The organism is Novosphingobium sp. (genome assembly GCF_031424035.1).
Lineage (GTDB): Bacteria > Pseudomonadota > Alphaproteobacteria > Sphingomonadales > Sphingomonadaceae > Novosphingobium.
Genome location: NZ_JANPGP010000130.1, coordinates 16,690 through 42,686, shown reverse-complemented (window position 1 = coordinate 42,686; position 25,997 = coordinate 16,690). Strand labels below are relative to the sequence as shown.

Annotated in this window: 33 protein-coding genes; 16 read left to right on the top strand and 17 right to left on the bottom strand. The window is 64.0% G+C overall.

Annotated features, from left to right (window positions below; translation table 11 throughout):
• Positions 1–82 precede the first annotated feature (82 nt).
• Positions 83–610, top strand: coding sequence for a 30S ribosomal protein S9 (gene rpsI, locus RMO89_RS18085; protein ID WP_310534902.1), 528 nt, complete (start codon positions 83–85; stop codon positions 608–610).
• 93 nt (positions 611–703) lie between these two features.
• Here the strand turns inward: rpsI and RMO89_RS18080 are convergent, their stop codons facing one another.
• Positions 704–1,435 (bottom strand): metallophosphoesterase, encoded by a 732-nt coding sequence (locus RMO89_RS18080; RefSeq protein ID WP_310534901.1) that lies wholly within the window; start codon positions 1,433–1,435, stop codon positions 704–706.
• Positions 1,436–1,438: 3 nt separating this feature from the next.
• On the bottom strand, positions 1,439–1,705 hold the full coding sequence (locus tag RMO89_RS18075) for a hypothetical protein (protein ID WP_310534900.1): 267 nt from the start codon (positions 1,703–1,705) through the stop codon (positions 1,439–1,441).
• A 203-nt stretch (positions 1,706–1,908) separates the two neighbouring features.
• Between RMO89_RS18075 and RMO89_RS18070 the strand changes: the two genes are divergently transcribed.
• Positions 1,909–2,202: a UrcA family protein gene (locus RMO89_RS18070; protein WP_310534903.1), complete on the top strand. Its 294-nt coding sequence runs from the start codon at positions 1,909–1,911 to the stop codon at positions 2,200–2,202.
• A gap of 86 nt (positions 2,203–2,288) precedes the next feature.
• Here RMO89_RS18070 and RMO89_RS18065 read toward each other — a convergent pair whose 3' ends face one another.
• The 3 genes from RMO89_RS18065 to RMO89_RS18055 all read right to left on the bottom strand — a co-directional run bounded on the left by RMO89_RS18065 (position 2,289) and on the right by RMO89_RS18055 (position 6,139).
• Complete coding sequence (locus tag RMO89_RS18065) at positions 2,289–3,053, bottom strand: LytTR family DNA-binding domain-containing protein (RefSeq protein ID WP_310534899.1); 765 nt, start codon at positions 3,051–3,053, stop codon at positions 2,289–2,291.
• Positions 3,053–4,315 (bottom strand): histidine kinase, encoded by a 1,263-nt coding sequence (locus RMO89_RS18060; RefSeq protein ID WP_310534897.1) that lies wholly within the window; start codon positions 4,313–4,315, stop codon positions 3,053–3,055. The genes RMO89_RS18065 and RMO89_RS18060 overlap by 1 nt, the downstream gene beginning before the upstream one ends.
• 300 nt (positions 4,316–4,615) lie before the next feature.
• On the bottom strand, positions 4,616–6,139 hold the full coding sequence (locus RMO89_RS18055) for a fumarate hydratase (RefSeq protein WP_310534895.1): 1,524 nt from the start codon (positions 6,137–6,139) through the stop codon (positions 4,616–4,618).
• Between the two features lie 215 nt (positions 6,140–6,354).
• Here RMO89_RS18055 and RMO89_RS18050 point away from each other — a divergent pair, with 215 nt between their 5' ends.
• From RMO89_RS18050 to RMO89_RS18025, 6 genes are all read left to right on the top strand, one after another.
• Positions 6,355–6,942: a protein-L-isoaspartate O-methyltransferase gene (locus RMO89_RS18050; protein WP_310534894.1), complete on the top strand. Its 588-nt coding sequence runs from the start codon at positions 6,355–6,357 to the stop codon at positions 6,940–6,942.
• Between the two features lie 29 nt (positions 6,943–6,971).
• Positions 6,972–8,378, top strand: coding sequence for a TolC family outer membrane protein (locus RMO89_RS18045; RefSeq protein WP_310534893.1), 1,407 nt, complete (start codon positions 6,972–6,974; stop codon positions 8,376–8,378).
• A 19-nt stretch (positions 8,379–8,397) separates the two neighbouring features.
• A complete protein-coding gene (locus tag RMO89_RS18040; protein WP_310534891.1) occupies positions 8,398–8,817 on the top strand; it encodes a DUF2497 domain-containing protein in 420 nt (139 codons plus the stop codon).
• 63 nt (positions 8,818–8,880) lie between these two features.
• A complete protein-coding gene (locus tag RMO89_RS18035; protein WP_310534890.1) occupies positions 8,881–10,992 on the top strand; it encodes a S9 family peptidase in 2,112 nt (703 codons plus the stop codon).
• 12 nt (positions 10,993–11,004) lie between these two features.
• Entirely contained in the window at positions 11,005–11,439 is a 435-nt protein-coding gene (locus tag RMO89_RS18030; RefSeq protein WP_310534888.1) for a thioesterase family protein, read from the top strand.
• Positions 11,436–11,810: a (2Fe-2S) ferredoxin domain-containing protein gene (locus tag RMO89_RS18025; protein WP_310534886.1), complete on the top strand. Its 375-nt coding sequence runs from the start codon at positions 11,436–11,438 to the stop codon at positions 11,808–11,810. The genes RMO89_RS18030 and RMO89_RS18025 overlap by 4 nt, the downstream gene beginning before the upstream one ends.
• Here RMO89_RS18025 and RMO89_RS18020 read toward each other — a convergent pair.
• Positions 11,807–12,100, bottom strand: coding sequence for a hypothetical protein (locus RMO89_RS18020; RefSeq protein WP_310534885.1), 294 nt, complete (start codon positions 12,098–12,100; stop codon positions 11,807–11,809). The two genes, RMO89_RS18025 and RMO89_RS18020, sit on opposite strands and share 4 nt — an antisense overlap.
• Positions 12,101–12,217: 117 nt before the next feature.
• Between RMO89_RS18020 and RMO89_RS18015 the strand changes: the two genes are divergently transcribed.
• From RMO89_RS18015 to xth, 3 genes are read left to right on the top strand one after another with little or no spacing between them, the layout of a single operon-like run.
• A complete protein-coding gene (locus RMO89_RS18015) occupies positions 12,218–12,649 on the top strand; it encodes a CBS domain-containing protein (protein WP_310534884.1) in 432 nt (143 codons plus the stop codon).
• A gap of 54 nt (positions 12,650–12,703) precedes the next feature.
• The gene (locus RMO89_RS18010) at positions 12,704–13,036 is read left to right on the top strand and encodes an iron-sulfur cluster assembly accessory protein (protein ID WP_310534883.1); all 333 of its coding nucleotides are present in this window, start codon (positions 12,704–12,706) and stop codon (positions 13,034–13,036) included.
• Positions 13,036–13,815, top strand: a complete 780-nt coding sequence (xth, locus tag RMO89_RS18005; protein WP_310534881.1) for an exodeoxyribonuclease III — start codon at positions 13,036–13,038, stop codon at positions 13,813–13,815. The genes RMO89_RS18010 and xth overlap by 1 nt, the downstream gene beginning before the upstream one ends.
• Before the next feature lie 56 nt (positions 13,816–13,871).
• Here xth and RMO89_RS18000 read toward each other — a convergent pair whose 3' ends face one another.
• The 10 genes from RMO89_RS18000 to RMO89_RS17955 all read right to left on the bottom strand — a co-directional run bounded on the left by RMO89_RS18000 (position 13,872) and on the right by RMO89_RS17955 (position 20,353).
• Positions 13,872–14,450: a cell wall hydrolase gene (locus RMO89_RS18000; RefSeq protein ID WP_310534879.1), complete on the bottom strand. Its 579-nt coding sequence runs from the start codon at positions 14,448–14,450 to the stop codon at positions 13,872–13,874.
• 300 nt (positions 14,451–14,750) lie between these two features.
• On the bottom strand, positions 14,751–15,095 hold the full coding sequence (locus RMO89_RS17995) for a DUF1491 family protein (protein ID WP_310534877.1): 345 nt from the start codon (positions 15,093–15,095) through the stop codon (positions 14,751–14,753).
• Positions 15,095–15,592, bottom strand: coding sequence for a PaaI family thioesterase (locus tag RMO89_RS17990; protein WP_310534875.1), 498 nt, complete (start codon positions 15,590–15,592; stop codon positions 15,095–15,097). Before RMO89_RS17990 ends, RMO89_RS17995 begins: the two co-directional genes overlap by 1 nt.
• Complete coding sequence (locus tag RMO89_RS17985; protein WP_310534874.1) at positions 15,567–16,028, bottom strand: PTS sugar transporter subunit IIA; 462 nt, start codon at positions 16,026–16,028, stop codon at positions 15,567–15,569. The genes RMO89_RS17990 and RMO89_RS17985 overlap by 26 nt, the downstream gene beginning before the upstream one ends.
• 110 nt (positions 16,029–16,138) lie before the next feature.
• Positions 16,139–16,705, bottom strand: coding sequence for a ribosome hibernation-promoting factor, HPF/YfiA family (gene hpf / locus RMO89_RS17980; RefSeq protein WP_310534872.1), 567 nt, complete (start codon positions 16,703–16,705; stop codon positions 16,139–16,141).
• Positions 16,706–16,712: 7 nt separating this feature from the next.
• A complete protein-coding gene (gene dnaQ, locus RMO89_RS17975; RefSeq protein ID WP_310534871.1) occupies positions 16,713–17,417 on the bottom strand; it encodes a DNA polymerase III subunit epsilon in 705 nt (234 codons plus the stop codon).
• Positions 17,418–17,497: 80 nt separating this feature from the next.
• Complete coding sequence (coaE, locus tag RMO89_RS17970) at positions 17,498–18,100, bottom strand: dephospho-CoA kinase (RefSeq protein WP_310534870.1); 603 nt, start codon at positions 18,098–18,100, stop codon at positions 17,498–17,500.
• Positions 18,097–18,951, bottom strand: coding sequence for a shikimate dehydrogenase (gene aroE, locus RMO89_RS17965; protein ID WP_310534869.1), 855 nt, complete (start codon positions 18,949–18,951; stop codon positions 18,097–18,099). The genes coaE and aroE overlap by 4 nt, the downstream gene beginning before the upstream one ends.
• Positions 18,948–19,532 (bottom strand): Maf family protein, encoded by a 585-nt coding sequence (locus RMO89_RS17960; RefSeq protein ID WP_310534867.1) that lies wholly within the window; start codon positions 19,530–19,532, stop codon positions 18,948–18,950. The genes aroE and RMO89_RS17960 overlap by 4 nt, the downstream gene beginning before the upstream one ends.
• Positions 19,529–20,353 (bottom strand): pyruvate, water dikinase regulatory protein, encoded by an 825-nt coding sequence (locus RMO89_RS17955; protein ID WP_310534866.1) that lies wholly within the window; start codon positions 20,351–20,353, stop codon positions 19,529–19,531. Before RMO89_RS17955 ends, RMO89_RS17960 begins: the two co-directional genes overlap by 4 nt.
• 331 nt (positions 20,354–20,684) lie before the next feature.
• Here RMO89_RS17955 and hemE point away from each other — a divergent pair, with 331 nt between their 5' ends.
• From hemE to RMO89_RS17935, 4 genes are all read left to right on the top strand, one after another.
• The gene (gene hemE / locus RMO89_RS17950) at positions 20,685–21,713 is read left to right on the top strand and encodes a uroporphyrinogen decarboxylase (RefSeq protein ID WP_310534865.1); all 1,029 of its coding nucleotides are present in this window, start codon (positions 20,685–20,687) and stop codon (positions 21,711–21,713) included.
• A 21-nt stretch (positions 21,714–21,734) separates the two neighbouring features.
• Positions 21,735–22,178 (top strand): CopD family protein, encoded by a 444-nt coding sequence (locus RMO89_RS17945; protein WP_310534863.1) that lies wholly within the window; start codon positions 21,735–21,737, stop codon positions 22,176–22,178.
• Positions 22,179–22,483: 305 nt separating this feature from the next.
• Positions 22,484–23,740: a transcription termination factor Rho gene (gene rho, locus RMO89_RS17940; protein ID WP_310534862.1), complete on the top strand. Its 1,257-nt coding sequence runs from the start codon at positions 22,484–22,486 to the stop codon at positions 23,738–23,740.
• A 10-nt stretch (positions 23,741–23,750) separates the two neighbouring features.
• Positions 23,751–24,884 carry an aspartyl/asparaginyl beta-hydroxylase domain-containing protein gene (locus RMO89_RS17935; RefSeq protein ID WP_310534861.1) on the top strand — a complete coding sequence of 378 codons (1,134 nt, stop codon included), beginning with the start codon at positions 23,751–23,753 and terminating at the stop codon, positions 24,882–24,884.
• Here the strand turns inward: RMO89_RS17935 and RMO89_RS17930 are convergent, their stop codons facing one another.
• A complete protein-coding gene (locus RMO89_RS17930) occupies positions 24,885–25,583 on the bottom strand; it encodes a dienelactone hydrolase family protein (RefSeq protein ID WP_310534860.1) in 699 nt (232 codons plus the stop codon).
• 144 nt (positions 25,584–25,727) lie between these two features.
• On the opposite strand from RMO89_RS17930, the gene RMO89_RS17925 reads away from it, so the two are divergent.
• Entirely contained in the window at positions 25,728–25,985 is a 258-nt protein-coding gene (locus RMO89_RS17925) for a DUF6489 family protein (RefSeq protein WP_310534859.1), read from the top strand.
• Positions 25,986–25,997: the final 12 nt, after the last annotated feature.

Sequence of the window (25,997 nt, the reverse complement as noted above, 5' to 3'; positions counted from 1 at the left end):
GCACCGAGCATCCGCATGGTGGCACCCAGCCCCAGCCGCTCGACGTTGCTGCCATGAACCGCAAGAACAAGGTGGGCGCATAATGTCCGAGAACACCGTCACCGATCTCGCCGATCTCGGCAACCTCGCTGAAGGCGTCGCTGTTGAAGCGGCTGCCCCTGCTGCTGAAGCCCCGGTCCGCACCGGTCCTGCCGCGCCGATCCGCGACAAGGAAGTCGACGCCCAGGGCCGCGCCTATGCTACCGGCCGCCGCAAGGACGCCGTGGCCCGCGTTTGGCTCAAGCCCGGCACTGGCAAGATCACGGTCAATGGCCGTGACCAGGCCGTCTACTTCGCCCGCCCGACGCTTCGTCTCGTGATTGACCAGCCGTTCCAGATCTCGGACCGCGTTGGCCAGTACGACATCGTTGCCACGGTCAAGGGTGGTGGTCTTTCGGGCCAGGCCGGCGCCGTCAAGCACGGCATCGCTCAGGCTCTGTCGAAGTTCGAACCGCTTCTGCGCAGCACGGTCAAGGCCGCTGGCTTCCTGACGCGCGATCCGCGCGTCGTGGAACGCAAGAAGTACGGCCGCGCAAAGGCACGCCGCAGCTTCCAGTTCTCGAAGCGCTGATCCAGCCCTTCGCTGCAACAAACGAAACGCTCGGCCATCGTGCCGGGCGTTTTGCATTGTGCAGTGCGCAAGTGTGGGCCGAAAGTGTCGCGGTCAGCCGTGGACGCGGTTGGTTACCAGCAGCCCGGTTTCGCGCGACCAGTTGAGCTGGTTGTAGCTCGGCGCGGTGGTCCGCACGCGTTCCGACAGGGTGCCCGCGCCGATCATGCGGATGGTATTGCCGTCCAGCTCGACAGTCTTGTCGAAGGCATCGTGGACATGGCCCGACAGCACGGCATCGGCGCCCGCACGCGCCAGTGCCGCCAGCGCCCGCTTGCCGCCGCGGGTCGACGCCTTGGAATGGGTGTCCGCCTCGATCAATGGGTGATGGCAGGCGACCAGACACAGCGGCTTGGCCATGTGCAGCGACACCCGTGCCAAGGCTCTCTCCAGCCTGTCTCCGCTAATATGGCCCTTTGACTGGTCGATCCGGAACTGGAAACGCGTGATCGTACGCAGCGAGACGATTTCGACATCTGGAAACGTCAGCTCGGTCGACAGCTCCGCGCGCAGCGCGTCGTAATGCCGATAGGGCCACAGCAGCCGCCCGATCGGGTTGTTATAATAGGGCATGTCATGGTTGCCCGGCTCGACCAGCATCGGCACGCCGAGCCCCTTGAGCCATTCGCGCGCCGCAGCAAACTCGCGCCGGGTACCGCGCATGGTCAGGTCACCTGTGCATATCACCGCATCGGGCTTCTCCTGAGCCACCTCACGCGCGAACCAGTCGAGCGCTTCGCAGTCTTCCTGCCCGAAATGCAGGTCGCTGACGTGGAACAGTCGCATGGGTCAGATCCTCTGCGACAGGATCAGCCAGGCCGACAGCGCGTTCATCGCCGAATAGGCGACATAACCCCAGACCCACTGGCTAGCGCCATTGGCGACGACCAGCATGGTGCCCAGCAGCATCAGGAATTCGACAATCATGCTCACCTTCCCGCCCGGGCTGCGGAAGATCGATGGCAGCTGCGCCAACATTGGATGCCCGCTTTCGAGGACAGCCTTGTGCATGGCGAAATTCGCCACGCCCATGATGAAGATGAAAACCAGTGCCATGTGCAGTCTAATCTAGGGCGAACCGCGCCGAATGCCAGCGCCCAGTGACGTTCGTCGGTCATGGTAGGCGTCTTATCGATGTAACACACCTCTGGTCGGCGCGATGAACCTGTCGGTCGACCCTTGGTCGCGGAGGGCCGGGTCCGGGCCTAGCTCAAGGATGCGCGGACACCCCCGCCGCGCGGAAAACCGAGGAAGTGACGATGAAGAGCATCTTTGCGCCCGCCCTGGCACTTGCTGTGCTGGCCGCCCCCTTTGCTTCAGCCATGGCTGCCTCACCGCAGCGCAACTCAGTGCAGTTCAACGATCTGGACCTCGAATCCGCCGCTGGCAAAAAGACCCTGGATGGCCGTATCCGCAATGCCGCACGCCGGGCCTGCGACGATGTGGAATTGACCGGAACCCGTCTTGCCAAGTCAGCCTGCGTCGCAGACGTCCGCCGCCAGGTGATCGCGCAGGTCGAATCCTATCAGAATCGCGTCGGCAAGGGCGGCTGAGACCGCCACCATAACGACCGGCGACAAACGCCAGACTGACCCGGGCCGAATTGTCCCCTTGGCCCGGGTTACTTTTTATCTGAAGTTCAGCGGCCCGCCATCGCCTTGGCCTTGGCCAAGTAAGTCCGCCCGATCCGCACCGCCGAACCATCAGCCAATTCCGCCGACCAGACCCCCAGCCCGTCGTGCCGGAGCCCGACGATGCGATCCCGCCGCAGGATCGTCGAGCGGTGGAGCCGGATAAACATCGCCGGATCGAGCCGCGCCTCAAGCCCCGAAACCGTCTGCAGCAGGAGGTACGAACGCCCCTCGCCTTCCTTGGTCCCGACATAGAGCCGCACATAGTCGCGCTCGGCATCGATCCGGTCGACATCGGCGGCAGCGACGCGCAGCAGTTCGGAGCGGTAAGGCACCCAGAATTCGGCGATCCACGGACTGGCCGATTCGCTGCGCTTTTCCCCTCGCCGGGCGACCGCGCGCTGGATGGCGCGGCCCAGCCGGTCCGGCGCGACGGGCTTCAACACATAGTCGACGGCATCGAGATCGAAGGCCTCGACGGCGAAACTGTCATGCGCGGTGACGAAGACCAGCGCTGGCGGATTGGGCCCTTTGGCCAGCGCCCGGGCGACGCCGAGGCCGTCGAGTTCGGGCATCGTCATGTCGAGCAGGACTAGATCAGGGTCCAGCGCCCCGGCCTCACGCAGCGCGCTGGCACCGTCGCTGGCCGTGCCGACCACGTCGAGCCCGCCGATCTGGCGGCACAGCACTTGCAGCCGCTCGATCGCCAGCGGCTCGTCATCGACTATCAGTGTGCGCAGCGGCTGTTCCATTGTCCCCTCGTTCTCGCTCATCACGGCATCGGCAAGCGGAGTTCGGTACGGTAACCGCCCGGCACCGGCCCCGAAACGAAGGCCGCGCCATCGCCAAAGCGCGCGCTCAGCCGGTCGCGCACATTGGCGAGGCCGATGCCCATGCCGTGTTCTTCCTTGCCGGTGGCCGGACCGTCATCGACCACGCTGACCACCAGCCGCCCGAATTCGCTGCGCGCCGTAATCGTCAGGGTGACGGGCCGCGTGCTGCGGGCAACGCCGTACTTCACCGCGTTTTCCACCAAGGGCTGCAGGATCATGCCGGGAACGGGAACCCATGCCAGATCCTCCGGCACTTCGACCACCAGCGCCAGCCGATCGGGAAAGCGCACCGCCTCGATCTCGAGGTAAAGCCGCTGCAATTCGATTTCCTCGGACAGCGGATGGTCGCCGGTCGAATCCTCGGACAGGCCGCGGCGATAGAAGGCGGCGAGCGACTGGATCATCGTCTCCGCCGCCTCATTCCGGCCGGTGATGACCAGTGAGGACAGCGAATTGAGCGTGTTGAACAGGAAGTGCGGATTGATCTGATAACGCAGCGATCGCAGCTCGGCGGCCTTGGCGGCGCGGCGGTATTCGCCCTCGCGCCGTTCGGAAACGCGCGCCTGCTCGGCAATCAGCAGCGCGAGGTAAATCGCGCCCCAGGCGATGACGAGGAAGTAGCGTGACAGCGCCACGTCGGTCAGCTGGCGCCAGCGGGTCTCGGCCGCCGTTGCCGGATCGATGGTGACGAGGTTGTCCGCATCGGCTTCCTGCTGGGCGATGGTGCGCACATGCGGTTCGGGCGTGGGCAAGGCGAGCGGGCTGGCCTCGGGCACCGGCGGCTCTTCCACCTGCTTGCCCGGAACATCGACCAGCACGTTGCCAGCCTCGTCACGGCGGATGCGGATGCCTTCGCGCTCGCCGATCTTGTCGACCACCTGGTTCTCGATGTCGGAGAATACCCACTGGTTGATCTTGGCCATGGCAAGCGAAGCGGGCAGGGCGACCAGCGCCACGGTCAGCGCCTTCAGCCACAGGCTGCGCGAATCGAGCAGGCGCAGGATTGGCCAGATCCCAGCGGTCACCGCCATGCAGGCAACCGTGACCGCCAGCCGCCGACCGAACAACGGCCCCTGATATTCCAGCCCGACGAGATAGCTGCGCAGCGTCGTGACCAGCAGATAGCACAGCCACATGCCGGCTATCGAAGCCAGGACAAGCCGCGCGGGAACACGCGGCGGCAGGGAGTTTGATTCGGTCATGCGCGCAGCAACCGGCTTAGGGCCATGCCCGCAAGGCAGCCAGTCGCTTTGTCGAGGGTCGTCTGCCGTTGGTCGAAGGTGCTTGAAAGCAGGCCCGGCATGATGAAACCGGAATTCGCCACAAATCCGTGTCGTCATGCTGAACTTGTTTCAGCATCCATCGTGCCTCATGCCCGAAGCGTCGGGTAATGAAGCAAACCGCGCCGCTGCTCTTCCCATGAGAGAGCAGAGCAGGCGGAGAAATGGATGCTGAAACAAGTTCAGCATGACGGTGGAGATAGTGGGTGAGATACCCGCCGATCAGGCCTTCAGCAGACCTTCCTTGGCGATCTTGTCCTTCCACACCAGCGGAGCGATCTGGTGGACGTTGTTGCCTTCGCTATCGACCGCGACCGTCACCGGCATGTCCTCGACGGTGAATTCGTAAATCGCTTCCATGCCGAGATCTTCGAAACCGACGACCTTGGCCTCGCGGATCGCCCGCGCCACCAGATAGGCGGCGCCGCCTACGGCCATCAGATAGGCAACCTTGTGCTTGGCGATGATTTCGGTCGCGCCCTGCCCGCGCTCGGCCTTGCCGATCATCACCAGCAGGCCAAGATCGAGCATCATGTCGGTGAACTTGTCCATGCGGGTGGCTGTGGTCGGGCCGGCGGGGCCGACGACTTCGCCCAGCACTGGATCGACCGGACCAACATAATAGATCGCGCGGTTTTTGAACTCGACCGGCAAGGTTTCGCCCTTGGCCAGCATGTCCTGAATCCGCTTGTGCGCCGCGTCACGCCCGGTCAGCATCTTGCCGTTGAGCAGCAGGCGGTCGCCCTGTTTCCAGCTGCAGACTTCGGCCTGGGTCAGCGTATCGAGGTTCACCCGCTTCGCCGCCGCATCCGGCTGCCAGTGAACATCGGGCCATTCATCGAGCTTGGGCGTTTCAAGGAAGGTCGGCCCCGAACCGTCGAGCGTGAAATGCGCGTGACGGGTGGCAGCGCAATTGGGAATCATGCCCACCGGCTTGCCCGCGGCGTGGCACGGCGCGTCCATGATCTTGACATCGAGGATGGTCGAAAGTCCGCCCAGTCCCTGCGCGCCGATGCCCAGCGCATTGACCTTGTCGAAGATCTCGATGCGCATCGCCTCGATATCGTTCTGGGGACCGCGCGCTTTCAGCTGGCCCATGTCGATCGGCTCCATCAGCGCCTGCTTGGCGAGCAGCATGCAGTGCTCCGCCGTGCCGCCGATGCCGATGCCGAGCATGCCCGGTGGGCACCAGCCGGCGCCCATCTGGGGCAGCATCTCAACCACCCAGTCGACGATGTTGTCGCTGGGGTTCATCATCTTGAACTTGGACTTGTTTTCCGAGCCGCCGCCCTTGGCCGCGACATCAATCGATACCTTGCTGCCCGGAACCATCGTCACGTGCAGCACACAGGGCGTGTTGTCGCGCGTGTTGCGGCGGGTGAAGGCGGGATCGGCGAGGACCGAGGCGCGCAGCTTGTTTTCCGGGTTCAGATAGGCGCGGCGGACGCCTTCATCGACCACGTCCTGCAGCGACTTGTCCGAACCCAGCCGGCAGTCCTGCCCCCATTCGACGAACACATTGACGATGCCGGTATCCTGGCAGATCGGGCGGTGGCCTTCGGCGCACATGCGGCTGTTGGTGAGGATCTGGGCGATGGCGTCCTTGGCAGCCGGGCCCTGCTCCGCCTCATAGGCTTCGCCCAGTGCGCGGATGTAGTCCATCGGGTGATAATAGCTGATGTACTGGAGCGCGTCGGCGACGCTTTCGATCAGGTCTTCCTCGCGGATCGTTACCATGTCGGCCATTGCACCAGCTCCTTCGCATTTGGGCTATCGAGCCGCCCTTAGGACGGAGGCGTGCGGGGGTCAAAGCGTTGCAGCTTCGCCACGGCGACAATTCACGACATTCCGGCCCATTCTAAACGCTTGGCGCGTGGCGGAGCATGGCTTAGAAGCGGACGGGATTGCGCCGCTGTATTGTATGTGCAATACAGTGCGAACGCGAATGAGGATTTCGACGCATGACCCTGCTTGACGAGCGGCCGACGACTGCCCGCCGCGCGATGATTGACAGCCAGCTGCGCGTCAGCGGCGTCAATGACCCTGCCGTTCTCGCCGCCTTCGACAAGGTGGCGCGCGAAGACCACGTTCCTGCCGCGCTCGCCGGATCGGCTTATATAGACCGTGCATTGGCACTGGGCGATGGCCACAACCTGCCTGCACCGCTGGTGCAAGGGCGGATGCTTGTCGAAGCGGCAATCCAGCCGGGAGAAAAGGTCCTCGTCGTCTCGACCAACGGCTATCTCGCCGCGCTGGCAGGCGTCCTGGGCGCTTCGGTCACGACGCTCGCCCCCGCCGATGTTGCGGGCAAGAAGAAGGCTGGCCTGTTCGACGTGGTCCTGATCGACGGCGCTGCCGAAGCGCTGCCCGCTTCGCTCGCCGGCATGGTCTCCGATGACGGCCGTGTCGTTACCGGTGTGATCGAGCGCGGCATCAGCCGGCTCGCCACTGGCCGCAAGGCGGCGGACGCCATCGCCCTGCTGCCGCTGGCCGACATGGGCATCCCGGCGATTCCCGAATTTGCCGCGGCAAAGGGCTGGAGCTTCTGATCTTGACCCACCGTTTTCGTCTTGCCCTGATGGCCGCTGCGGCTGCCGGAACGCTTGCCGTTCCCGCAGGCGCCGATGACCTGCGCGAGGCGCTGACCCTGGCTTATAATACCAACCCGTCGCTGCAAGCGGCACGGTCGAGCCAGCGCGCGCTGGATGAAAGCGTGCCGATCGCCCGCGCCGCCGGGCTGCCCTCGCTGTCGGGCGCGGCGAGCTATACCCATGTTCTCTCGGGCGCTTCGCCGACCGGGCCGAACAAGATCTTCAGCCTGTCGGCCGACATTGGCGTGCCGGTCTATTCCGGCGGTGCGATCAAGAATCAGGTCCGCGCTGCCGAAACCCGCATCACTGCCGGGCAGGCCGACCTGCGCGGCACCGAAAGCGCGATCTTCAGCGCGGTGGTCGCGGCCTATCTCGATGTTATCGCCAACGAGGCCATCGTCGGCCTGCGCCGCAAGAACGTTCAAGTGCTGGGCGTCAACGTCCAGTCGACCCGCGACCGGTTCGAGATCGGCGACCTGACCCGCACCGACGTTGCCCAGTCGCAGTCGCGCCTGGCGATTGCGCGCAGTGGCCTCGAAACCGCAGAGGCCAGCCTCGCCGGCAGCCGCGAGCGCTATATCCAGCTGGTCGGCAAGGCGCCTGAGAACCTTGAGGCGCCGCCGCCGCTGACCGGCATCCCGGTAACCGCCGAAGACGCCGTGGCCATCGCGCTGGAAAGCAACCCCGACCTGATCGCCGCACGCACCCGTTCCAAGGCCGCCGGCTTCGACAGCGCCGGTGCCGGAGCAGGCCGCCTGCCGCGCGTTTCGGTTTTCGCCGGGGCCGATCGCACCGACTATCTCGGATCGCTGGGCGGCGGAGTGGTCAATCAGGTCAGCAGCGGCGCGCAGGTTGGTGTACGCGCATCAATCCCGATCTTTTCAGGCGGGCTCCCTGCCGCGCAGCAGCGCCAGGCCCGCGCCCGCGAAAGTGCGACGCTGGAAAACGAGATCGCCGCCGAGCGCGAAGTCATCGCCACGGTCCGCTCCGCCTATACCCAGTGGCAGGCGGCAGGCGCGGTGATCGTCTCGAGCCAGACCGCGGTCGATGCAGCCTCGCTCAGCCTTGAAGGCGTGCGCGCCGAAAACAGCGTCGGCAACCGCACGATTCTCGATATCCTCAATGCCGAGCAGGAACTGCTCAACGCGCAGGTCCAGCTCGTCTCTGCCCGCCGCAACGCTTACGTTGCAGGATTCAACCTGCTCTCCGCCATGGGCAAGGCCGAAGCCCGCGATCTCGGGCTGGATGGCGGCGCGCTTTACGATCCGCAGGACAATTACAAGCGCGTCCACGGCAAGATCTTCGACTGGGATCTCGACCCGGCGCCTACGCCCAAGTCGACGAGAACCGTTGACACCAAGGTGCAGGACGGTTCAGTTCCAACGGTGAAGTGAATCGGGGGCAAGACTTCTAATGACTCAGCCGGGCGAACCATCAGTCGAGGATATCCTCGCTTCGATCAAGAAAGTGATCGCCCGCGATTCGCGGCTTGATGAACAGCCGCGCCGCACAAAACCAACGGTTTCCGACAGTGAGAGCGATCACGAAGAAGCGATTCTCGACCTCGTCGAAGAAGTCGGCTCGGGCGACGAAGCCCCGCTGGTGACCGAGCAGGCCCGCCTGTCGATGCGCGAATCACTTGCCGCGCTGTCGGTCATGGCAGCACCCGGCGTGGCGCCGCAGATCGTCCGCTCGGGCGAAACCTCGCTTGAGGGCATGACGCGCGAACTGCTGCGCCCGGCGCTGGCGGAATGGCTCGACAAGAATCTGCCGCCGCTGGTCGAAGCCATGGTCGCCGCGGAAATTCAGCGCATCGTCGGCAAAAAGATCTGAATCCGCTCGGGTTTGGGCAACAGCGCTTGCACCGGGCGGCCCGCAGCGGCTAACCGGTTTCACATGAAAAGACATGCTTTCGCGCTGCTCGCGCTTTCGTCCGCGCTCGTCGCCGTGCCCGCGCTTGCCCAGTCCGCACCATCGGCGCAGAAGCCGATGGGCATCGAGGACCTCCTCACGCTCAAGCGCATTGCCGCGCCGGTTGCCTCGCCCGATGGCAAATGGGTGGTCTGGCAGCAGACCGACACCGACGCGCAAAGCTACAAGCGGCAGGCCGGCCTGTGGCGCGTGATGGCCAAGGGCGGCACGGCAGAGCGCGTTGCTGACCTGCCTGATGCGGCTGAAAGCGACCCCGCCTTCAGCCCGGATGGCAAGCGGCTCTATTTCTTGTCGGGCAAGTCGGGTTCGAGCCAGGTCTGGTTTCTTGATCTTGCCAACGCCGGCGCAGCACCCGTGCAGGCATCGAAGTTCAAGGCCGATGTCTCGGGCTTCAAGCTTTCCCCCGATGGCAGCAAGCTGATCGCCTGGGGCGATGTCGCGCGCGATTGCCCGACGCTCGGCTGCGAGAAGGATGGCAACACCACCCTGCCCGGGCCCGGCACCGGCCGTCACTACAAGGACGGCGCCGGCTTTGTCCGCCACTGGGACGCGTGGGAGACGCCCGGCAATTACAGCCGCGCCTTTGCCTTTGCGCTGGGCGCGGACGGCATGGTGGCCGACAGCGGCACCTCGCTAGATGGCCCAGCCGGCGTGCTGACCGGCGATACCCCGACGAAGCCGAATGGCGGCGGCGAGGAACTGGCTTGGGCCGCCGATTCGAAAAGCGTGTTCTTCGCCGCGCGGCAGGCCGATCGGAATGAACCGCTCTCGACGAATGTCGATGTCTGGCACGCGATGCTCGATGGCAAGCCGCCGCACAGCCCGACCAGCGCCAACAAGGGCACCGATTCGCTGCCCACGCCCTCGCCCGACGGCAAATGGCTGGCATGGGCGGCGATGGCTCGCCCGGGCTACGAGGCGGACCGCATGGTCGTCCAGATCATGAACCTGGTCACGCATGAGAAGCGCAGCCTGACCACGGCATGGGACCGCTCGGCCGCCTCGCTGGCATGGACGCCCGATTCGAAGAGCCTGATCGCCACCGCGCAGGACGTGATGGACACCCCGGCCTTCCGCATCGATCCGGCGAACGGCAAGGTCGAACGGCTCAAGCTGATGCCAAAAGGCATGACCGAAGGCCACATTGGCAATGTCGTGCCGCTCAAGTCCGGCGGCCTGCTGTTCACCCGCGACGCCATCGCCAATCCCGCCGAGGTGTGGATTACCGATAAGATCGGCAAGCCGGCCCGCCAGCTCAGCCGCGCCAACGATGCCCAATTGGCGGGGATGGTGCCCGTTGCCACGCAGCGCTTCAGCTTTGCCGGAGCGGGTGGCGACACCGTTTGGGGCCAGATCCACAAGCCGGCAGGCGCAAGCGCCAAGCTGCCCGTTCTGCTGTTCGTCCACGGCGGGCCGCAGAGCACCTATAACGATGCGTGGTCATGGCGCTGGAACCCGAAGGTCTTTGCATCGCAGGGTTATGCAGTGGTCTCGGTCGATTTCCATGGTTCGACCGGTTACGGTCAGGCCTTCACCGATGCGATCACCAAGGACTGGGGCGGCAAGCCGCTGGTCGATCTGCAGAAGGGCATGGAAGCCGCGCTGAAGATCGACGGCGCGCTGGATGGCTCCAACACCTGCGCGCTGGGGGCCAGCTATGGCGGTTACATGGTCAACTGGATCGAGGGGCAGTGGCCGGACCGGTTCAAGTGCCTCGTCCAGCACGACGGCGTCTTCGATGCCCGCGCCATGGCCTATGAGACCGAGGAGCTGTGGTTCGACGAGTGGGAGCACGGCGGCAAGCCCTATTACGAATCGCCCGAAGAGTACGAAAAGTGGAACCCGGTGAACCACGTCGCCAAGTGGAAAACACCGATGCTGGTGATCACCAGCGAGAAGGATTTCCGCATCCCCTATACGCAGGGCCTCGCCAGCTTCGCCGCGCTTCAGCGCAAGGGCATTCCCTCCGAACTGCTGGTCTTCCCGGACGAGAATCACTGGGTGCTCAAGCCGAAGAATTCGAAGCAATGGCACCAGACTGTCTTCGCATGGCTTGACCGCTGGCTGCGGAAGTAGCCAAGGGGGGTCATGGCCAAACCTGACCCCTCGCTGCTCGATCCCGCACGCTATCCGTTCTCGACCGAAGTCGACGTGCGCTTCAGCGACATGGATGTGAATCGTCACGTCAACAACGTGTCGCTGTCGAACTTCGTTGAGGAAGGGCGCGTGCGGTTTCACCGGGCTAGCGGCTATCACGCGGCGATCGCCGGGGTGGGATCGATGGTGGCAAGCGTGGCCATGGAATATGTCGGCCAGGCATTCTATCCGGGCACGCTGCACATGCACGCCGGGGCATCACACATTGGCCGCACCAGCTATACGCTTGAATTGCTGATCACGCAGGAAGGCCGCGCCGTGGTTTTTGCGCGATCGGTGATGGTCTGCACCAGGGACGGCAAGCCGCATCCGATCCCGGATGCCTTCCGCGATGCCGTGGCGGCCGATTGGGGTGTGCGATCATGACCGCAGACAGCCCGCGCATCACCGCCGCGCGCGAGGCGCTGGTCGAGGAATATCCCGCGCCGATCAAGCGCCACATTTTCATCTGCGCCGAAGCCCAGAAGGCCAAGTGCTGCCCGCCCGCCATCGGCGCGGCAAGCTGGAAGTTCCTCAAGAAGCGGCTGCGCGAAAAGGGGCTCGACCGCGACGGCGGCATTGCCCGGACCAAGGCCGATTGCCTGAAGGTCTGCGCCGCCGGACCCGTCGCCGTCGTCTGGCCGGACGGTGTCTGGTATCATTCCTGCACCGAAAAGGCGCTGGAACGGATCATCGACGAGCATCTGGTGGGCGGCGTTCCGGTGGAAGAATTCCGGCTCTACCCAGCCGAAGATTAATCTTCCTCGTCAGCCAGCGGATCGATCACGCTGGCATCGTGGCCGGTGCCATTCGACAGGTAGACCAACCCCATCAGCGCCGACATCAGCAACATGGCAAAACCGATGCCGAGCCCGGTGGCGATGTAGAAGTGGATCGAGACGAAGCCGACCTGCTGGTACAGTACGAACCAGCTCAAGATCACCACGCTGGTCGTGACCAGCGCCATGAAGCGCATCATCCGCTTGTACCGCGCCCAGGCAAACTGGGCGACGCGCGGATCGTCGAGCGGGCTGGGCTTGAGTTCCATGGGCCGGCCATGCTCCCGCCGGCTGCACTTGGCAATGGGGCGACTCTCGCGGGGACTCGCCTCGCAGGATGAATCGTGTCACCTTCCCGGCAGGCAAAGATGTCCGGGAGAGCCACCATGACCATCGCGCGCATAATCGCGAGCCGATCCAACGCCGAAATCATCAGTTGCAGCGCTGACATGACCGTTCGCGAGGCGATTGCCCTGCTGGCCGAAAAGCGCATCGGCGCGCTTCCGGTTTGCGAGGATGGCGGCGTTATCGGCATCTTCTCCGAACGCGACGTTATCTATTGCCTCGCCAATGCGGGGGCCGATGCGCTCGACAAGTCAGTCAGTGACGTCATGACATCGCCGGCGATCACCGTCGCGCCGGACACCGAAGTGCTGACCGCGCTGGCCCTGATGACCCGGCGGCGCATCCGCCACCTTCCCGTCACCGAAGGCGGCCGCGCAGTGGGGTTCATTTCGATCGGCGACCTCGTCAAGCACCGCATCGACCGGATCGAGGCTGATGCCGAGGCCATGCGGAGCTATATCCAGTCCGCTTGAACGCAGGAGCTATCCCGCCTTGCCGCCATCGCGGCGAGTGCCTACATCGGGCGCATGGACGCTGCGACAATCACTCTAACGCCTTCCGCTGCAAAGCGCGTGGCCTTTATTGCCGAAAAGCAGGGCAAGCCGGCGGCTTTGCGCCTCGCGGTCGAGGGCGGGGGCTGCTCCGGCTTCCAGTACCGCTTTGGCCTTGCCGAAGGTGTCGAGGCGGATGACGTGATCAGCGAAACGGACGGCGTGAAGCTGGTGGTGGATACCGTCAGCCTCGATCTGGTTGCCGGATGCGTCGTCGATTTCGTCGAATCGATGGGCGGATCGATGTTCAAGGTCGAAAACCCGCAGGCCGTGGCCGGCTGCGGTTGCGGCTCTTCCTTTGCCGTCTGATGAAGATCGCCACGTACAACATCAACGGCATCAAGGCGCGGCTGCCGCGCCTGCTGGAATGGCTTGAGGAAACGCGCCCGTCAGTCGCCTGCCTGCAGGAGATCAAGACTCAGGACGAGGGCTTTCCCGCCGAAGAGTTCGAAAAGATCGGCTACCATGCCATCTGGCACGGCCAGAAGGGCTTCAACGGCGTCGCCATTCTGGCCGATGGGACAAAGCCGGTTGAAGTCGCGCGCGGGCTGGCAGGAGAGCCCGAGGACGAGCATTCCCGCTATCTTGAGGCTGATGTCTTCGGGTTACGCGTCTGCTGCCTCTATCTGCCCAACGGCAACCCGCAGCCGGGGCCGAAGTTCGATTACAAACTGCGCTGGATGGACCGGCTGCGCACCCGTATGCGCGAAGTCATGGCCGAGGAAGTCCCGGCGATCGTGCTCGGCGATTTCAATGTGGTGCCCGAAGACAAGGACATCTGGTCGCCCAAGGCTCTGGCTGGCGATGCGCTGATGCAGCCCGAATCGCGCGATGCCTATGCGCGGATGCTGGGTGATGGCTGGACCGACGCACTTGACCGGCTCAACCCGCAGGGCGGCGTCTGGACCTTCTGGGACTATCAGGCCGGTGCCTGGCAGCGCGACCACGGCTTCCGCATCGATCACCTGCTGCTCTCACCCGAACTCGCCGACCGGCTGGTCTCCGCCGGCGTCGACAAGGACCACCGCGGCCGCGAAAAGGCCAGCGACCACGCGCCGGTATGGGTCAAGCTGCGCCCGGAAGTCTGAGCGCACGAAAAAAGGGCCGGAATTACCCGGCCCCCCGTTTCATTTTCATCCCGGAATTACCGGTAGAAGACGTGGTTGCCCAGCTTGCCGACGCGGGCAAGGCGCCAGCCCGGCGAAACGCGGGCAGCGTGGAAGAACATGGCGCCTTCGACGGGGCTTTTCCAAGATCCTTCATGCGCGATCTGGGCCAGGGCGACGGCTTCCTTCCAGTCCTGCGACCCCTTCGGAATCGCCGGCATCGAGCCGCCGCGCACGAAGGAGAACTGTGAGGGCTGGTAGACCACACCGCAATAGGAATTGGGGAAACGGCCCGAGCGCGAGCGCGCAACGATCACGCGGCCAACGGCGAGCTGGCCGACGAGCGGCTCGCTCTTCGATTCGAAGTAGATCGCGCCGGCAAGGCAATTGAGTTCGCGTGACAGCGGCGCATTGCTGGCCTGCTTGACCACGAGCTGCTGGAGCGAGGCAGCGGACACCGGAGCCGTATCGGGAGACGCATCATTGGCGTCCGCTTCCGGGGCTTCGGGAACTTCACTGTCTGGAATGGGTTGAACCTGGATATCGGGACGCTCATTCGCGGCATAGGGCGCGGCAAGGGCGGGCAGATCATTCTGGCTGGACGTATCTTGGGCCAAGGCGGCCGCACCAGTGGGTTCAGAGCTGAATAGCGTGAATGCAAACATGGATACCAGGGCAACTGTCCCGGCGAAGTTGGTCTTGCGACTCATGACGTATGCTTTTTGTGCGGTTGGAAGCCCGCGCGAGTGAGGAAATACCTGCCGGTCAGCGCCCGTTCAGGCTCCAACTCCAACATGGCACCCTGCTACTCGCCGGCTGCCCCCCGTCTGCGTGCCAGCAATCCGGAAGCCTGAGTGCTCCGTAATGCCGCCTTCGCTACGAAAGTGGCGGCGCTTTGATTGTGCGGCGCAACAAAGTCAACCTTTGGTTCCCGGCGATCCGATGAACCGTTCCGCATCCGCGATGTCCAGTTCGACAATCCACAAGTCCGAGTCCTGCGATCTGCGGCGGTCAACAAATTCGGTAAATGCGCCGGGAAGGTCGGGATCTTCGCTGCGAATGCACGTCCAGTCTCGGCTGCCATCGGCCTGCGGCATCCGCTCCCAGGCGCGGGAATTCCTGCCTTTTTCGCAGGTTACGACCATGATCGTGCCGGCATCGCGCTCGCCCTTGCTGAGCACCATGGCAAAGCCGCCCGCCGCCTGGACCTGCCGGACAAGACCCGACACCTCGAGATGGGCGGACAGCCGCGCTTCATCCATCAGGCGCGGTAACCGTCGAGCGTGGAAAGCGGGATGCGCGAACGCATGAAAGTGCCCGTTCCGCGCCCGATTTCCTCACCATCGGCGTCCAGCAGCCGCGATTCGGCCACCAATACGCGGCGGCGGCCGCTGATCCAGCGGCCTTCGGCAATCACGCGGCTCTTGCGGACGGGCCGCGAGAAATGAAGGTTGAACGAAGTGGTTAGCAGGAACCGGTCGGTCACCAGCGTATTGGCGGCATAGAAGGCCGCATCGTCGAGCATCTTGAAATAGACCGTGCCGTGCGCCGCGCCGGCGGCGTGGTAGCAGCTTTCATCAATATCGAATTCGATCCGCGCCGCGCCTTCGTGGGGAATCGCGATGCGCGAGGTGAACAGCGCGTTGATCGGCGCCGAGGCATAAAGCCCTTCAAGGCTGCGCCAGTGCAATTCGGCCCCGCTTGGGCCAACCACACCGGAACCGGCGTCCGCCTCAGGCGGCGTCGCGGTCAATGACATTGCTGAGCAACCCGTAGAGCGCTTCGGCGCCGGGTGCCTGGCTGAGCGCCTGGTGCATGGCATCGTCACGCATCAGGCGCGAGATTGCGGCCAGCGCATGAAGGTGGGCAGCGCCGGCAGTTTCAGGCGAAAGCAGGCCGAAGACGAGATCGACCGGCATGCCATCGGCGGCGTCGAAAGCCACCGGACTTTCCAGCCGCAGGAACGCCGCGACAGGGCGCTGCAGGCCGCTGATCCGTGCGTGCGGAATCGCCACGCCGCGACCGAAACCGGTGCTTCCCAGCCGCTCACGCTCCTCGATTCGCTCAAGCAGGCTGCCCGCGTCGAGTCCGTAGACTCCGGCAAAGGTCTCAGCCAGCTGGCGCAGGATCGCATCCTTCGAATCGGCCGAAATCGTGCCGACCGCTTCGGGAAACAGGGTGAAAAGTCCGTTCATCGCAGAATGTTGTTCCGTACCCGCGCAATCCGGCGTGCAACGGAAGAGGTGACCCGGAAAGGGTCATTCTCCTCCGCAATGCACGCTTGGTTGGTTGCGCCATTAAGGCGTCAGGACGGTTCGACCCAGCCGATCGACCCATCGCCGCGGCGGTAAACCATATTATGCTTTCCGGTGCCAGCGTTTTTGAACAGCAGCGCATTGGTGTTGCGCAGGTCGAGCATCATCACGGCATCGGAAACCGTGGCTTCCGGCACGTCGACGCGGGTTTCGGCGATGACCAGCGGCGCATCGACCGAGACTTCCTCGGCCTCCACTTCGGGCTCGGCGAAGACGACATAGGCGGCGTCTTCTTCCTTGCGAGCGTAGTCCGAAGCTTCGTGCCGGTCCTTCAGCCGGCGCTTGTAGCGGCGCAACTGCTTGTCGATCTTTTCGGCGGCTTGATCGAGCGCGACGTGGGCATCCTGCGCGACGGCGGCGCCCTTGAGAATCAGGCCATGCATGACGTGGGTCACGATATCGCAGCGGAATGCGCCGGCGGGCGCCTTGCCAAAGGTTACGTGGCTGGAAAGTGCCCGCGAGAAATATTTGCCGACCATGGCGGTCATGCGGTCTTCCGCATGTGTCTGGAGAGCGGCACCGGTTGCCATCTGATGACCCGAAACGCGAAGATCCATAAGCCTTTTACTCCTGTATGCGATCCGCTGGATTGCCCCAGGCAGGCGACGGGAATGTCGCCATGAGTGCGGCGTGGGCGGCTTTTTCCTCCGGACTGGCCGAATGCGGCCGGGCAGGACGGAAGGTTCGCTCGCGCACGATCACGCTGATCGAGGCAACGAGCGTGTCGGTGGAATCGGCAGCGAGCTCGAGCCCGATCTGCCGTCCACCGGTGAGTTCAACATAGACCTGCGCCAACAGTTCCGCGTCTAGCAGCGCGCCGTGCTTGGTGCGGTGGCTGCGGTCGATGCCGTAGCGGGTGCACAGCGCATCGAGCGAATTCTTCGCACCCGGATGCCGCACGCGCGCCAGGGCAACGGTATCGATCATGCGCTCACGGCTGAGCGGTTCGAGCCCACAGGCGGCCAGCTCCATATTGACGAAGCCGAAGTCGAAACCGGCATTGTGCGCGACCAGCGGCGAATCCCCGATGAATTCGAGGAACTCCTCGGCATGTTCGACGAAGCGCGGCTTGTCCGACAGGAAGGCGGCGGACAGCCCGTGCACGGCCTCGGCCTGCGGTGGCATGTCACGATCAGGGTTGAAATAGGCGTGATAGGTGCGGCCAGTGGTCACCCGGTTGACCATTTCGACACAACCCAGTTCGACCAGTCGATCTCCGCTTTGGGGATCGAGACCGGTCGTTTCGGTATCGAAGACGATTTCACGCATTGTTAGAATCATATCGGCCTGTGTTTGGCCATGTGCAAGGGCGTGACTCGGAAATTTTCATGTCACGTCGCCCTGCCGCGTCAGGGGGCCGGCTTACCGAGCAGGGCGTGGACCAGCGCCTGGACGGCATGGCGCGTTTCGGCGAGCGAGACGCCGGTATCGATGACGAAATCGGCGCGGGCGCGCTTCTCGGCATCGGGGACCTGCAAGCCCAAAATGCGTTCGAACTTTTCCTCGGTCATGCCGGGACGGGCAAGGACGCGGGCGCGTTGGGCTTCCGGCCCGGCGGAAACGACCAGCACGGCATCGACCCCGGCATTGCTGCCCTTTTCGAACAGCAACGGAATGTCGAAAACCACCAGCGGTTCGTGGGCCATGTCGTGCAGAAACTGCCGCCGCATCGCCGCGACCGCCGGGTGGACAATAGCCTCCAGCCGCGCCAGCGCCGGGGCATCACCGAAGACGGCAGCACCCAGCTTCTGCCGGTCGACGCCGTCCGGTCCGGTTGTGCCGGGGAAGGCGGCTTCAATCGCCGGGAGCAGCGGACCACCGGGGCCTTGCAATTCGTGAACCGCCTTGTCGGCATCGAAGACGGGCACACCCAGACCGGCGAACATGGCTGCGACCGCCGATTTGCCCATGCCGATCGAGCCGGTGAGACCCAGGATAAAGGGCTTGCTCATGCCGTGAGCATGGCGCGCAATTCGGCGTCATGCGCGCGCGGGGCTGGCTGGCCGTAAAACTTCTCGAACGCAGCCGCGGCTTGCCCGATCAGCATGGCAAGGCCGTCGATCGTCGGCAGGCCCTGAGCAAGGGCAGTTTGCAGCAGCGGCGTGTCCAGCGGATGCGTGACAATGTCATAGACCACCGATCCGGGCGGGGCATGGCTGAAGTCAAAGGCCAGCGGCGGTTTACCCGCCATGCCGAGCGGGCTGGCGTTAATGATCAGGTCCAGACAGCCCTTGCGGTCGTCGAATTCAAAGTCAGTTTCGGGTGCGAAATGGGCGAGGTCGACGGCGTGGTGCTCGCCGTCGGGATCGAGCTCATCGAGCAGGGCGCGCGCCTTGGCCGGATCGCGCGCCGCCACGACCAGCGTGAAATTCTTGCCTGCCAGCGCGGCAATGATCGCCCGCGCCGCGCCGCCTGCGCCGAGAATGCGCGCCATGCGGTAGAGGTGGACCTCGCTCAGCCGCGACTGCAGCGGCTCAAGGAAACCGGCCACGTCGGTGTTGTAGCCGACCAGCCTATCATCTTCGCGGACAATGGTGTTCACCGCGCCAATGCGCGCGGCGAGTGGATCAATCGCGTCAAGGAAGGGCATGACCGCCTGCTTATGCGGCATGGTGACATTGCATCCGCGCCAATCAGAATCAGCGCGGCGCTCGGCGAGGTAGACCTCTACGCCGTCCGATAGCACGTGGCAGGCGCGGTATTCGGCGGCAATACCCAGTTCGGCCAGCCAGAAGCCGTGAATCGTCGGGCTTTTCGACTGCTCGATGGGATCGCCGATCACTTCGGCATAGGGACCCGTCACGAAGTCAGCTCGCCCAGATCGCGCAAAGCGCCGAGTACCAGCAGGAGCGGCATGCCAAGCACGGTAAAGTGATCCCCTTTGATACCCGCAAACAGCTGCGGCCCGCGCGCCTCGATCCGGAACACGCCCACGCAGCCGCTCACCGCCGGCCATTCGTGCGCGAGATAGTCGGCAATGAAGGCCTCCGACAAGGTCCGCAGCTTCAGCCGGGCGATATCGCCGCTGCTCCACAGCACTTCTCCGTCGCGTGCGAGCGCCGCGGCGCTGTGCAGCTCCATCGTGCGGCCCGAGAAGAAGCGCAGATGTTCGGCCGCATCCTCGCGGCTTGCCGGCTTGTCGAAGCGGCGACCATCAACCACGACGAGAGAGTCGCTGCCCAAAACAACCCGCCCCGGGTGGGCGGGAGCGGCGGCAAGCGCCTTGGCCTTCGCCAGTTCCTCTGCCACCGTTTCCGGCGAAGCACCGGCAAGCGCGGCTTCAAGTGCGCGTTCGTCCACTGGTGCAGGCGCGGCAATGAAATCCACGCCGACAGCTCCGAGCATGGCCTTGCGCGAGGCGCTTTGCGAAGCGAGGATGATCATGATTCTTCTTCGCTGCCCTTCTGGTCGTCATACAGCCGGATCACTGCCGCCGCCGTTTCCTCGATTGAACGGCGGGTGACGTCGATCACCGGCCAGCCGTTATCCGCAAACATGCGCCGGGCATACTTCACTTCCTTGGCCACGCGATCCTCGTCAACATAGGCGGTTTCGGGCCGCTGGTTGAGCGAAAGCAGCCGGTTGCGCCGCACCTGAATCAGCCGGTCAGGTGCTGTGGTCAGCCCCACCACCAGCGGGCGCTTCAGCGAATAGAGCGCATCGGGCGGCGGGCTTTCCGGCACGATGGGAATGTTCGCCACCTTGTAGCCGCGGTTGGCGAGGTAGATCGAGGTTGGCGTCTTTGACGTGCGCGACACGCCGGCGAGGACAATGTCCGCCTCTTCCCAGTCCTCGTGGCTCACCCCGTCGTCATGAGCGATGGTGTAGTGGATGGCATCGACGCGGGCGAAATAGGCATCGTCCATCAGGTGCTGGCGGCCGGGGCGGGCCTTGGCCTGTTCGCCCAGCAGGTCCTCCAGCACGGCGGTCACCGTATCGAGCGCCGCGACCGAGGGTAGGGCGAGCGCACGGCAGCGTTCCTCCAACCGGTTTCGCAGCTCGGAATTGACCAACGTGAACAGCACCAGCCCCGGATGCGCCGCAATTTCGCCAAGCACGCGGTCCATATGTTGCTGGCTGCGGACCATCGGCCAGAAGTGGCGCGAGACCTGGGCATCGTCGAACTGGGCCAGCGCCGCCTTAGCGATCATCTCCAGCGTTTCGCCGGTGGAATCCGACAGAAGATGGATATGAATCTTGGGCATGGAAACAGTCGCGCCGCCTTGTGGACAGATGGGGGCATAAACCACGGGACAAGGCTGGTGACAACTTGGCCGGTTGGCGAAGGCCCCGATTCCCACCCACTACCGGCGCGGCGATCGGACTCTTGTGGACAGGTGGATAACGATTCCCACAGGCTGGAGACAGGGGGGATAAGTCCTGCTTGACGCACCGGACCGGCGATTCGGGAAGCCGCCCCCCCTGTTCAGGCCGGGACAATTCAGGCAAGGGCGCGTTGTGCCCAGTATCCACAGGCCAACTACCTACAGAATCCTTATATAAAACTTTCTCTTATTTTGTTTGGGACCTGATCCGATGGCCGGACTCCTTCTCGAAACCCTGCGCGGAACCAATGGGGAAACGCGCCCGGTGTGGTTCATGCGACAGGCGGGCCGCTACCTTCCAGAGTACCGCGCACTGCGGGCAGAGAAGGGCGGATTCCTCGCGCTGGTCTATGACGCAGAGGCCGCCGCAGAGATTACCCTGCAGCCGATCCGGCGCTTCGGCTTTGACGGCGCGATCCTGTTTTCCGACATCCTGATCGTGCCTTACGCCATGGGGCAGGACCTGCAGTTCCTCGTCGGCGAAGGTCCGCACCTGTCGCCGCGGCTGATCGATACGGCGTTGTCCTCGCTTGCAGCTGTGCCGTCTCGGCTCGATCCGATTTATGAAACCGTGGCGCGGGTGAAGGCGGGGCTGGGCAGTGACCGCACGCTGCTCGGCTTTGCGGGAAGTCCCTGGACCGTCGCGACCTATATGGTGGCGGGCGAGGGCAGCCGCGACCAGCACGATACACGCGCGCTAGCTTACCGCGATCCGGCGGCCATGCAGGCGATCATCGATGCCATCGTCGAGGTAACCGTCGATTACCTCGCTGGCCAGATCGCCGCCGGGGCCGAGGCGGTGCAACTTTTCGATTCGTGGGCGGGCAGCCTTGCCCCCGCCGAGTTCGAGCGCTGGGTCATTGCCCCCAATGCCGCCATCGTCAGCCAGTTGCGCGCGCGCTGCCCAGGCGTGCCGATCATCGGTTTCCCCAAGGGCTCAGGCGAAAAGCTTCCCGCCTATGCGCGCGAGACGAAGGTTGACGTGCTGGGCCTTGATGAAACGGTCGATCCAATCTGGGCACACCGCAACCTGCCAGAAGGTTTGCCGGTGCAGGGCAATCTCGATCCGCTGCTGCTGCTGGCTGGTGGCGAAGAGCTCGAACGCCAGACCCGCCGCGTGCTCGATGCCTTTGCCGATCGGCCCCACGTGTTCAATCTGGGCCACGGCATCGGCCAGACGACCCCGATCGACAATGTTTCGACGGCTCTGGCGACAGTCAGGGGCTGGCGCCGGCCCTGAGCCTCGCCTACATTCCCACCCATGCTTACGGTGCTCAGCATGACTTACTACTGGCTCAAGGCCGGACACATCATCTTCGTGATCTTCTGGATGGCCGGGCTGTTCATGCTGCCGCGCTATTTCGTCTATCATCAGGAAGCGCCCGAAGGTTCACCCGAGAACGCGGTCTGGACGGAGCGTGAGGGCAAGCTGCTCAAGATCATCCTGTGGCCGTCGATGACCATCGTCTGGGTGCTGGGGCTGCTGTTGGCGGTCACCACCGGCGCTCTCACTCAACCATGGTTCCTCGCCAAGCTGCTGCTCGTCGCAGCATTGAGCGGCTATCACGTGTGGCTGGCCGGCTATCACAAGTCCTTGGCGCGCGGCGAACGGCGGCTGACCGGCAAGAAGCTGCGCCTGCTCAACGAAGTCCCCGGGATCGCAGCCGCGCTGATCGTTGTGCTCGTGGTGATCCGTCCGTTTTGACCTTCAAGATCCTCCCCAAATTCGCGTAGCGCATTTGGGGAGGTGGCAGTTCCGCAGGAACTGACGGAGGGGCAATAGCGCTGACCTCGATACCCCTCCGACCTTCGCTGCGCTTCGGCCACCTCCCCGTTTGCGCCTACGGCGAAAGCGGAGAGGATCTGAACCGCGTTGACCTTTGGCGAATAGAGGCATAAATCGCGCCTGTCCGGCAAGGCTCGCGCCCTTTTGCGCGCGAGCAGGTCTGCTTTCTCCAAGCCCATCGACCCGCCCGGCCATCACGTATAAAAATACATGGAATACAAAAGATGCATCTGAAAGAACTCAAGAAAAAAACGTCGGCCGATCTGGTCGAGATGGCCGAGGAATACGAGGTCGAGGGCGCCAGCACGCTGCGCCGCCAGGATCTGATGTTCGCCATCCTCAAGGAAGTCGCCGAAGACGGCGAGGAAATCATGGGTCTCGGCACGATCGAAGTGCTGCCCGAAGGTTTCGGCTTCCTGCGCAGCCCCGAAGCGAATTACCTCGCCGGGCCTGACGATATTTACGTTTCGCCGAACCAGGTCCGCAAATGGGGCCTGCGCACCGGTGACACGGTTGAAGGCGAGATCCGCGCCCCCAAGGACGGCGAGCGCTATTTTGCCATCACCAAGCTGACCAAGGTCAACTTTGATGAACCCGAAGCCGTTCGCCACCGCGTCAATTTCGACAACCTGACCCCGCTCTATCCGGACGAGCGCCTCGTGCTCGACAGTTCGGACCCGACGGTCAAGGACAAGTCGGCCCGCGTGATCGATCTCATCAGCCCGCAGGGCAAGGGCCAGCGCGCGCTGATCGTCGCGCCGCCGCGCACCGGTAAAACGGTGCTGCTGCAGAACATCGCCAAGGCCATTACCGACAACCATCCCGAAGTGTTCCTGCTCGTCCTGCTGGTCGACGAACGCCCGGAAGAAGTCACCGACATGCAGCGCAGCGTGAAGGGCGAGGTGATCTCCTCCACTTTCGACGAACCCGCCACGCGTCACGTGCAAGTTGCTGAAATGGTTATTGAAAAAGCCAAGCGTCTGGTCGAGCACAAGCGCGATGTCGTGATCCTGCTGGACTCGATCACCCGCCTTGGCCGCGCCTACAACACGGTCGTGCCCAGCTCGGGCAAGGTGCTCACCGGCGGTGTCGACGCCAACGCCCTGCAGCGCCCCAAGCGCTTCTTCGGCGCGGCGCGCAACATTGAGGAGGGCGGTTCACTCTCGATCATCGCCACGGCCCTGCTCGATACCGGCAGCCGCATGGACGAGGTCATCTTCGAAGAATTCAAGGGCACCGGTAACTCGGAAATCGTCCTTGATCGGAAGGTTTCCGACAAGCGCATCTTCCCCGCGCTCGACGTGGGCAAGAGCGGCACCCGCAAGGAAGAGCTGCTGGTTCCCAAGGACCAGCTCTCGAAAATGTGGGTCCTGCGCCGTATCCTCATGCAGATGGGCACGGTCGACGCGATGGAGTTCCTGCTCGACAAGATGAAGGACTCCAAGTCCAACGAGGACTTCTTCGCAACGATGAATCAGTAAGGACAGCAGGATGGCAGGCCCTTCGGATCCGCATCAAGCGATCGCCGAGGGCCTTGCCGCCTTGCAAGCACGCGATTCGCAGCGCGCGGCAGAATTGCTGCGATCGGCGAGCGGTGCACTGCCCGAAATCGAATTCCCCTGGATGGCGCTCGGCAATGTCGAGCTGGCGCTGGGCAATCTCGATGCAGCTGAAGCGGCGATTGACCGGCAATTGAAACTGGAAACCCGCGATGTCGCTGCGCTGTTGGTCAAAGGCCACCTGCGCGAGCGGCAGGGCGATCGGCGCGGCGCGTCCAGTTTCTATCAGGCGGCGTCGAATCAGGTGGCGACCGGGTCCCCCGTCCCGCCGCCGCTCGCCAACTTGATGGCGCATGGCCGGCACTTCATCGAATCATCCAAGGGTGATTACGGCGCGCACCTGCGCGAAGTCGTTGGCGATGCGCTCAGCCCGACGATGCGCGAGGCGATCGACCTGCTCACCGGGCAGTCGCGGCTTTACCTGCAGGAGCCCTCGGTTTTCTACTATCCGGGCCTGCCGCAGAAGTGGTTCTACGATGCTACGGATTTCCCTTGGCTCGAATCAATGCTGGCGCTAGCTCCCGCGATGCGTGAGGAACTGGAAGCGCGCGAGGGAGCGGGTTTCGAACCCTATGTAAAGCAGCAGGCCAACCGCCCCGCACAGAACAATCCGCTGCTCGGCCGGATGGACTGGAGCGCGCACTATTTCTGGCAGGACGGGGCGTTGGTCGAGGACCACGCCAGAGCCTGTCCGCGCACCATGGAGGCGCTTGGCCATGCGCCGCTGCCACAGGTGCCCGGACGCGCGCCCAACGCGCTGTGGTCGCGCCTGCTGCCCGGTGCGCATATCACGCCGCACCACGGCATGCTCAATACGCGGCTGATCTGCCATGTCCCGGTGCGGACTGCACCGGGCTGTTCGCTGCGCGTCGGGAATGAACGGCGCGAATGGATCGACGGGCAGGCGCTGGTCTTCGATGATTCCATCGAGCACGAGGCGATCAACGCCGGACCCGAAACCCGCGTCATCCTGTTGTTCGAGATCTGGCATCCCGAAATCCCCGAAGAAGACCGCGCGGCGATCGCCCGGATTTTCCAGGCGATCGACACGTTTGGCATCAACTGATCAGGCGAGGTTCGCCGCGAAGAACTTGTCTGTCCGCTGATCGGCAAGCTGCGCCGCCACATCCTGCCGGCGCACGCCGTGTTCTGCCGCAAAGCCGTGATCGAGCCCGGCGTAATCGTGGATTGTCACGTGGGCATTGTCATCCAGCCCGGCATGCATCGCTGCCTGCGCTTCGGGGGGCACGAAACCGTCAGCTGTGGGCACGTGCAGCATGAGCGGCCGGGCGATGGCGTGAGACTCGTTCAGCATCTGGTCGATGCCGACGGCATAGTAGCCGACCGATGCATCGATATCGGTGCGCGCGGCGGCCTGATAGGCCACCTTGCCGCCCATGCAGAAGCCGACAAGGCCGACCTTGTCCACGCCTTCCACGCCGCGAATCCAGCGGATGGTCGCCTCGATATCGCGCACGCCGGTATCGAAATCGTGTGCCATCATGTGGCGGATCGCTTGCTGGAACTCCTCAGGAATATCCGAATCGAGATCGATGCCTTCGGCCTGCCGCCAGAACACTTCGGGAGCCACCGCGAGGTAGCCCTTGGCGGCCCAGTCATCGGCCTTCTTGCGGATGCCCGGGTTCACGCCGAACACTTCCTGCACGACGATGATCGCGGTGCGCGGGGCTCCGGCGGGGCGGGCGACATAGGCGGGGAAGCTTTTGTCGCCTTCGAACGTGGGGATGCGGACCTTTTCGCCCATCGAAACTCTCCTTGGGTAAAGTGTGCGGTTGGCGCTTGCCGCTTCTTTGGCCCAATCTTTCGGTGCTGCGCAAGGCCATTGCCAAGAGCGCGCGGGCTGCCCATCTAGTTGTTGAGCGCCACGCGGGCGCGGGAGGCATAGTCCATGAAGGTTCACGTCGAGGTTGATTGCTCGCCAGAGGAAGCCCGCCGCTTTCTGGGTCTGCCGGATGTCGCCAAGGCCAACGACGTTTATGTCGATGCCGTGGCCAAGGCAATGCAGGGCGTCGGTGATCTCGAAAAGCTGCAGACCATGGCCAAGCAGGTCGCGCCGATGGGCGAGATCGGCCTCAACATTTTCAAGCAATTCATGGACGCCGGGATGAGCGGCAGTGCGAAAAAGAAAAAGGACGGCGAGAGCTGATCGCCGACACCG

Coding starts and splice junctions, on each gene's coding strand:
- RMO89_RS18020 (WP_310534885.1), bottom strand. CDS start 12,100: ATGGAACTCAAGCCCAGCCCGCTCGACGATCCGCGCGTCGCCCAGTTT.
- RMO89_RS18035 (WP_310534890.1), top strand. CDS start 8,881: ATGAAAAGACATGCTTTCGCGCTGCTCGCGCTTTCGTCCGCGCTCGTC.
- hemE (WP_310534865.1), top strand. CDS start 20,685: ATGGCCGGACTCCTTCTCGAAACCCTGCGCGGAACCAATGGGGAAACG.
- RMO89_RS18010 (WP_310534883.1), top strand. CDS start 12,704: ATGGACGCTGCGACAATCACTCTAACGCCTTCCGCTGCAAAGCGCGTG.
- coaE (WP_310534870.1), bottom strand. CDS start 18,100: ATGAGCAAGCCCTTTATCCTGGGTCTCACCGGCTCGATCGGCATGGGC.
- RMO89_RS18070 (WP_310534903.1), top strand. CDS start 1,909: ATGAAGAGCATCTTTGCGCCCGCCCTGGCACTTGCTGTGCTGGCCGCC.
- RMO89_RS18040 (WP_310534891.1), top strand. CDS start 8,398: ATGACTCAGCCGGGCGAACCATCAGTCGAGGATATCCTCGCTTCGATC.
- RMO89_RS18080 (WP_310534901.1), bottom strand. CDS start 1,435: ATGCGACTGTTCCACGTCAGCGACCTGCATTTCGGGCAGGAAGACTGC.
- RMO89_RS18065 (WP_310534899.1), bottom strand. CDS start 3,053: ATGAGCGAGAACGAGGGGACAATGGAACAGCCGCTGCGCACACTGATA.
- RMO89_RS17985 (WP_310534874.1), bottom strand. CDS start 16,028: ATGAACGGACTTTTCACCCTGTTTCCCGAAGCGGTCGGCACGATTTCG.
- RMO89_RS17945 (WP_310534863.1), top strand. CDS start 21,735: ATGCTTACGGTGCTCAGCATGACTTACTACTGGCTCAAGGCCGGACAC.
- hpf (WP_310534872.1), bottom strand. CDS start 16,705: ATGGATCTTCGCGTTTCGGGTCATCAGATGGCAACCGGTGCCGCTCTC.
- RMO89_RS17960 (WP_310534867.1), bottom strand. CDS start 19,532: ATGATCATCCTCGCTTCGCAAAGCGCCTCGCGCAAGGCCATGCTCGGA.
- RMO89_RS17990 (WP_310534875.1), bottom strand. CDS start 15,592: ATGTCATTGACCGCGACGCCGCCTGAGGCGGACGCCGGTTCCGGTGTG.
- RMO89_RS18030 (WP_310534888.1), top strand. CDS start 11,005: ATGGCCAAACCTGACCCCTCGCTGCTCGATCCCGCACGCTATCCGTTC.
- xth (WP_310534881.1), top strand. CDS start 13,036: ATGAAGATCGCCACGTACAACATCAACGGCATCAAGGCGCGGCTGCCG.
- RMO89_RS17995 (WP_310534877.1), bottom strand. CDS start 15,095: ATGGATGAAGCGCGGCTGTCCGCCCATCTCGAGGTGTCGGGTCTTGTC.
- RMO89_RS17955 (WP_310534866.1), bottom strand. CDS start 20,353: ATGCCCAAGATTCATATCCATCTTCTGTCGGATTCCACCGGCGAAACG.
- RMO89_RS18075 (WP_310534900.1), bottom strand. CDS start 1,705: ATGGCACTGGTTTTCATCTTCATCATGGGCGTGGCGAATTTCGCCATG.
- rpsI (WP_310534902.1), top strand. CDS start 83: ATGTCCGAGAACACCGTCACCGATCTCGCCGATCTCGGCAACCTCGCT.
- RMO89_RS18045 (WP_310534893.1), top strand. CDS start 6,972: ATGGCCGCTGCGGCTGCCGGAACGCTTGCCGTTCCCGCAGGCGCCGAT.
- RMO89_RS18055 (WP_310534895.1), bottom strand. CDS start 6,139: ATGGCCGACATGGTAACGATCCGCGAGGAAGACCTGATCGAAAGCGTC.
- rho (WP_310534862.1), top strand. CDS start 22,484: ATGCATCTGAAAGAACTCAAGAAAAAAACGTCGGCCGATCTGGTCGAG.
- RMO89_RS17930 (WP_310534860.1), bottom strand. CDS start 25,583: ATGGGCGAAAAGGTCCGCATCCCCACGTTCGAAGGCGACAAAAGCTTC.
- RMO89_RS18050 (WP_310534894.1), top strand. CDS start 6,355: ATGACCCTGCTTGACGAGCGGCCGACGACTGCCCGCCGCGCGATGATT.
- RMO89_RS18025 (WP_310534886.1), top strand. CDS start 11,436: ATGACCGCAGACAGCCCGCGCATCACCGCCGCGCGCGAGGCGCTGGTC.
- dnaQ (WP_310534871.1), bottom strand. CDS start 17,417: ATGCGTGAAATCGTCTTCGATACCGAAACGACCGGTCTCGATCCCCAA.
- RMO89_RS18060 (WP_310534897.1), bottom strand. CDS start 4,315: ATGACCGAATCAAACTCCCTGCCGCCGCGTGTTCCCGCGCGGCTTGTC.
- RMO89_RS17935 (WP_310534861.1), top strand. CDS start 23,751: ATGGCAGGCCCTTCGGATCCGCATCAAGCGATCGCCGAGGGCCTTGCC.
- RMO89_RS17925 (WP_310534859.1), top strand. CDS start 25,728: ATGAAGGTTCACGTCGAGGTTGATTGCTCGCCAGAGGAAGCCCGCCGC.
- RMO89_RS18015 (WP_310534884.1), top strand. CDS start 12,218: ATGACCATCGCGCGCATAATCGCGAGCCGATCCAACGCCGAAATCATC.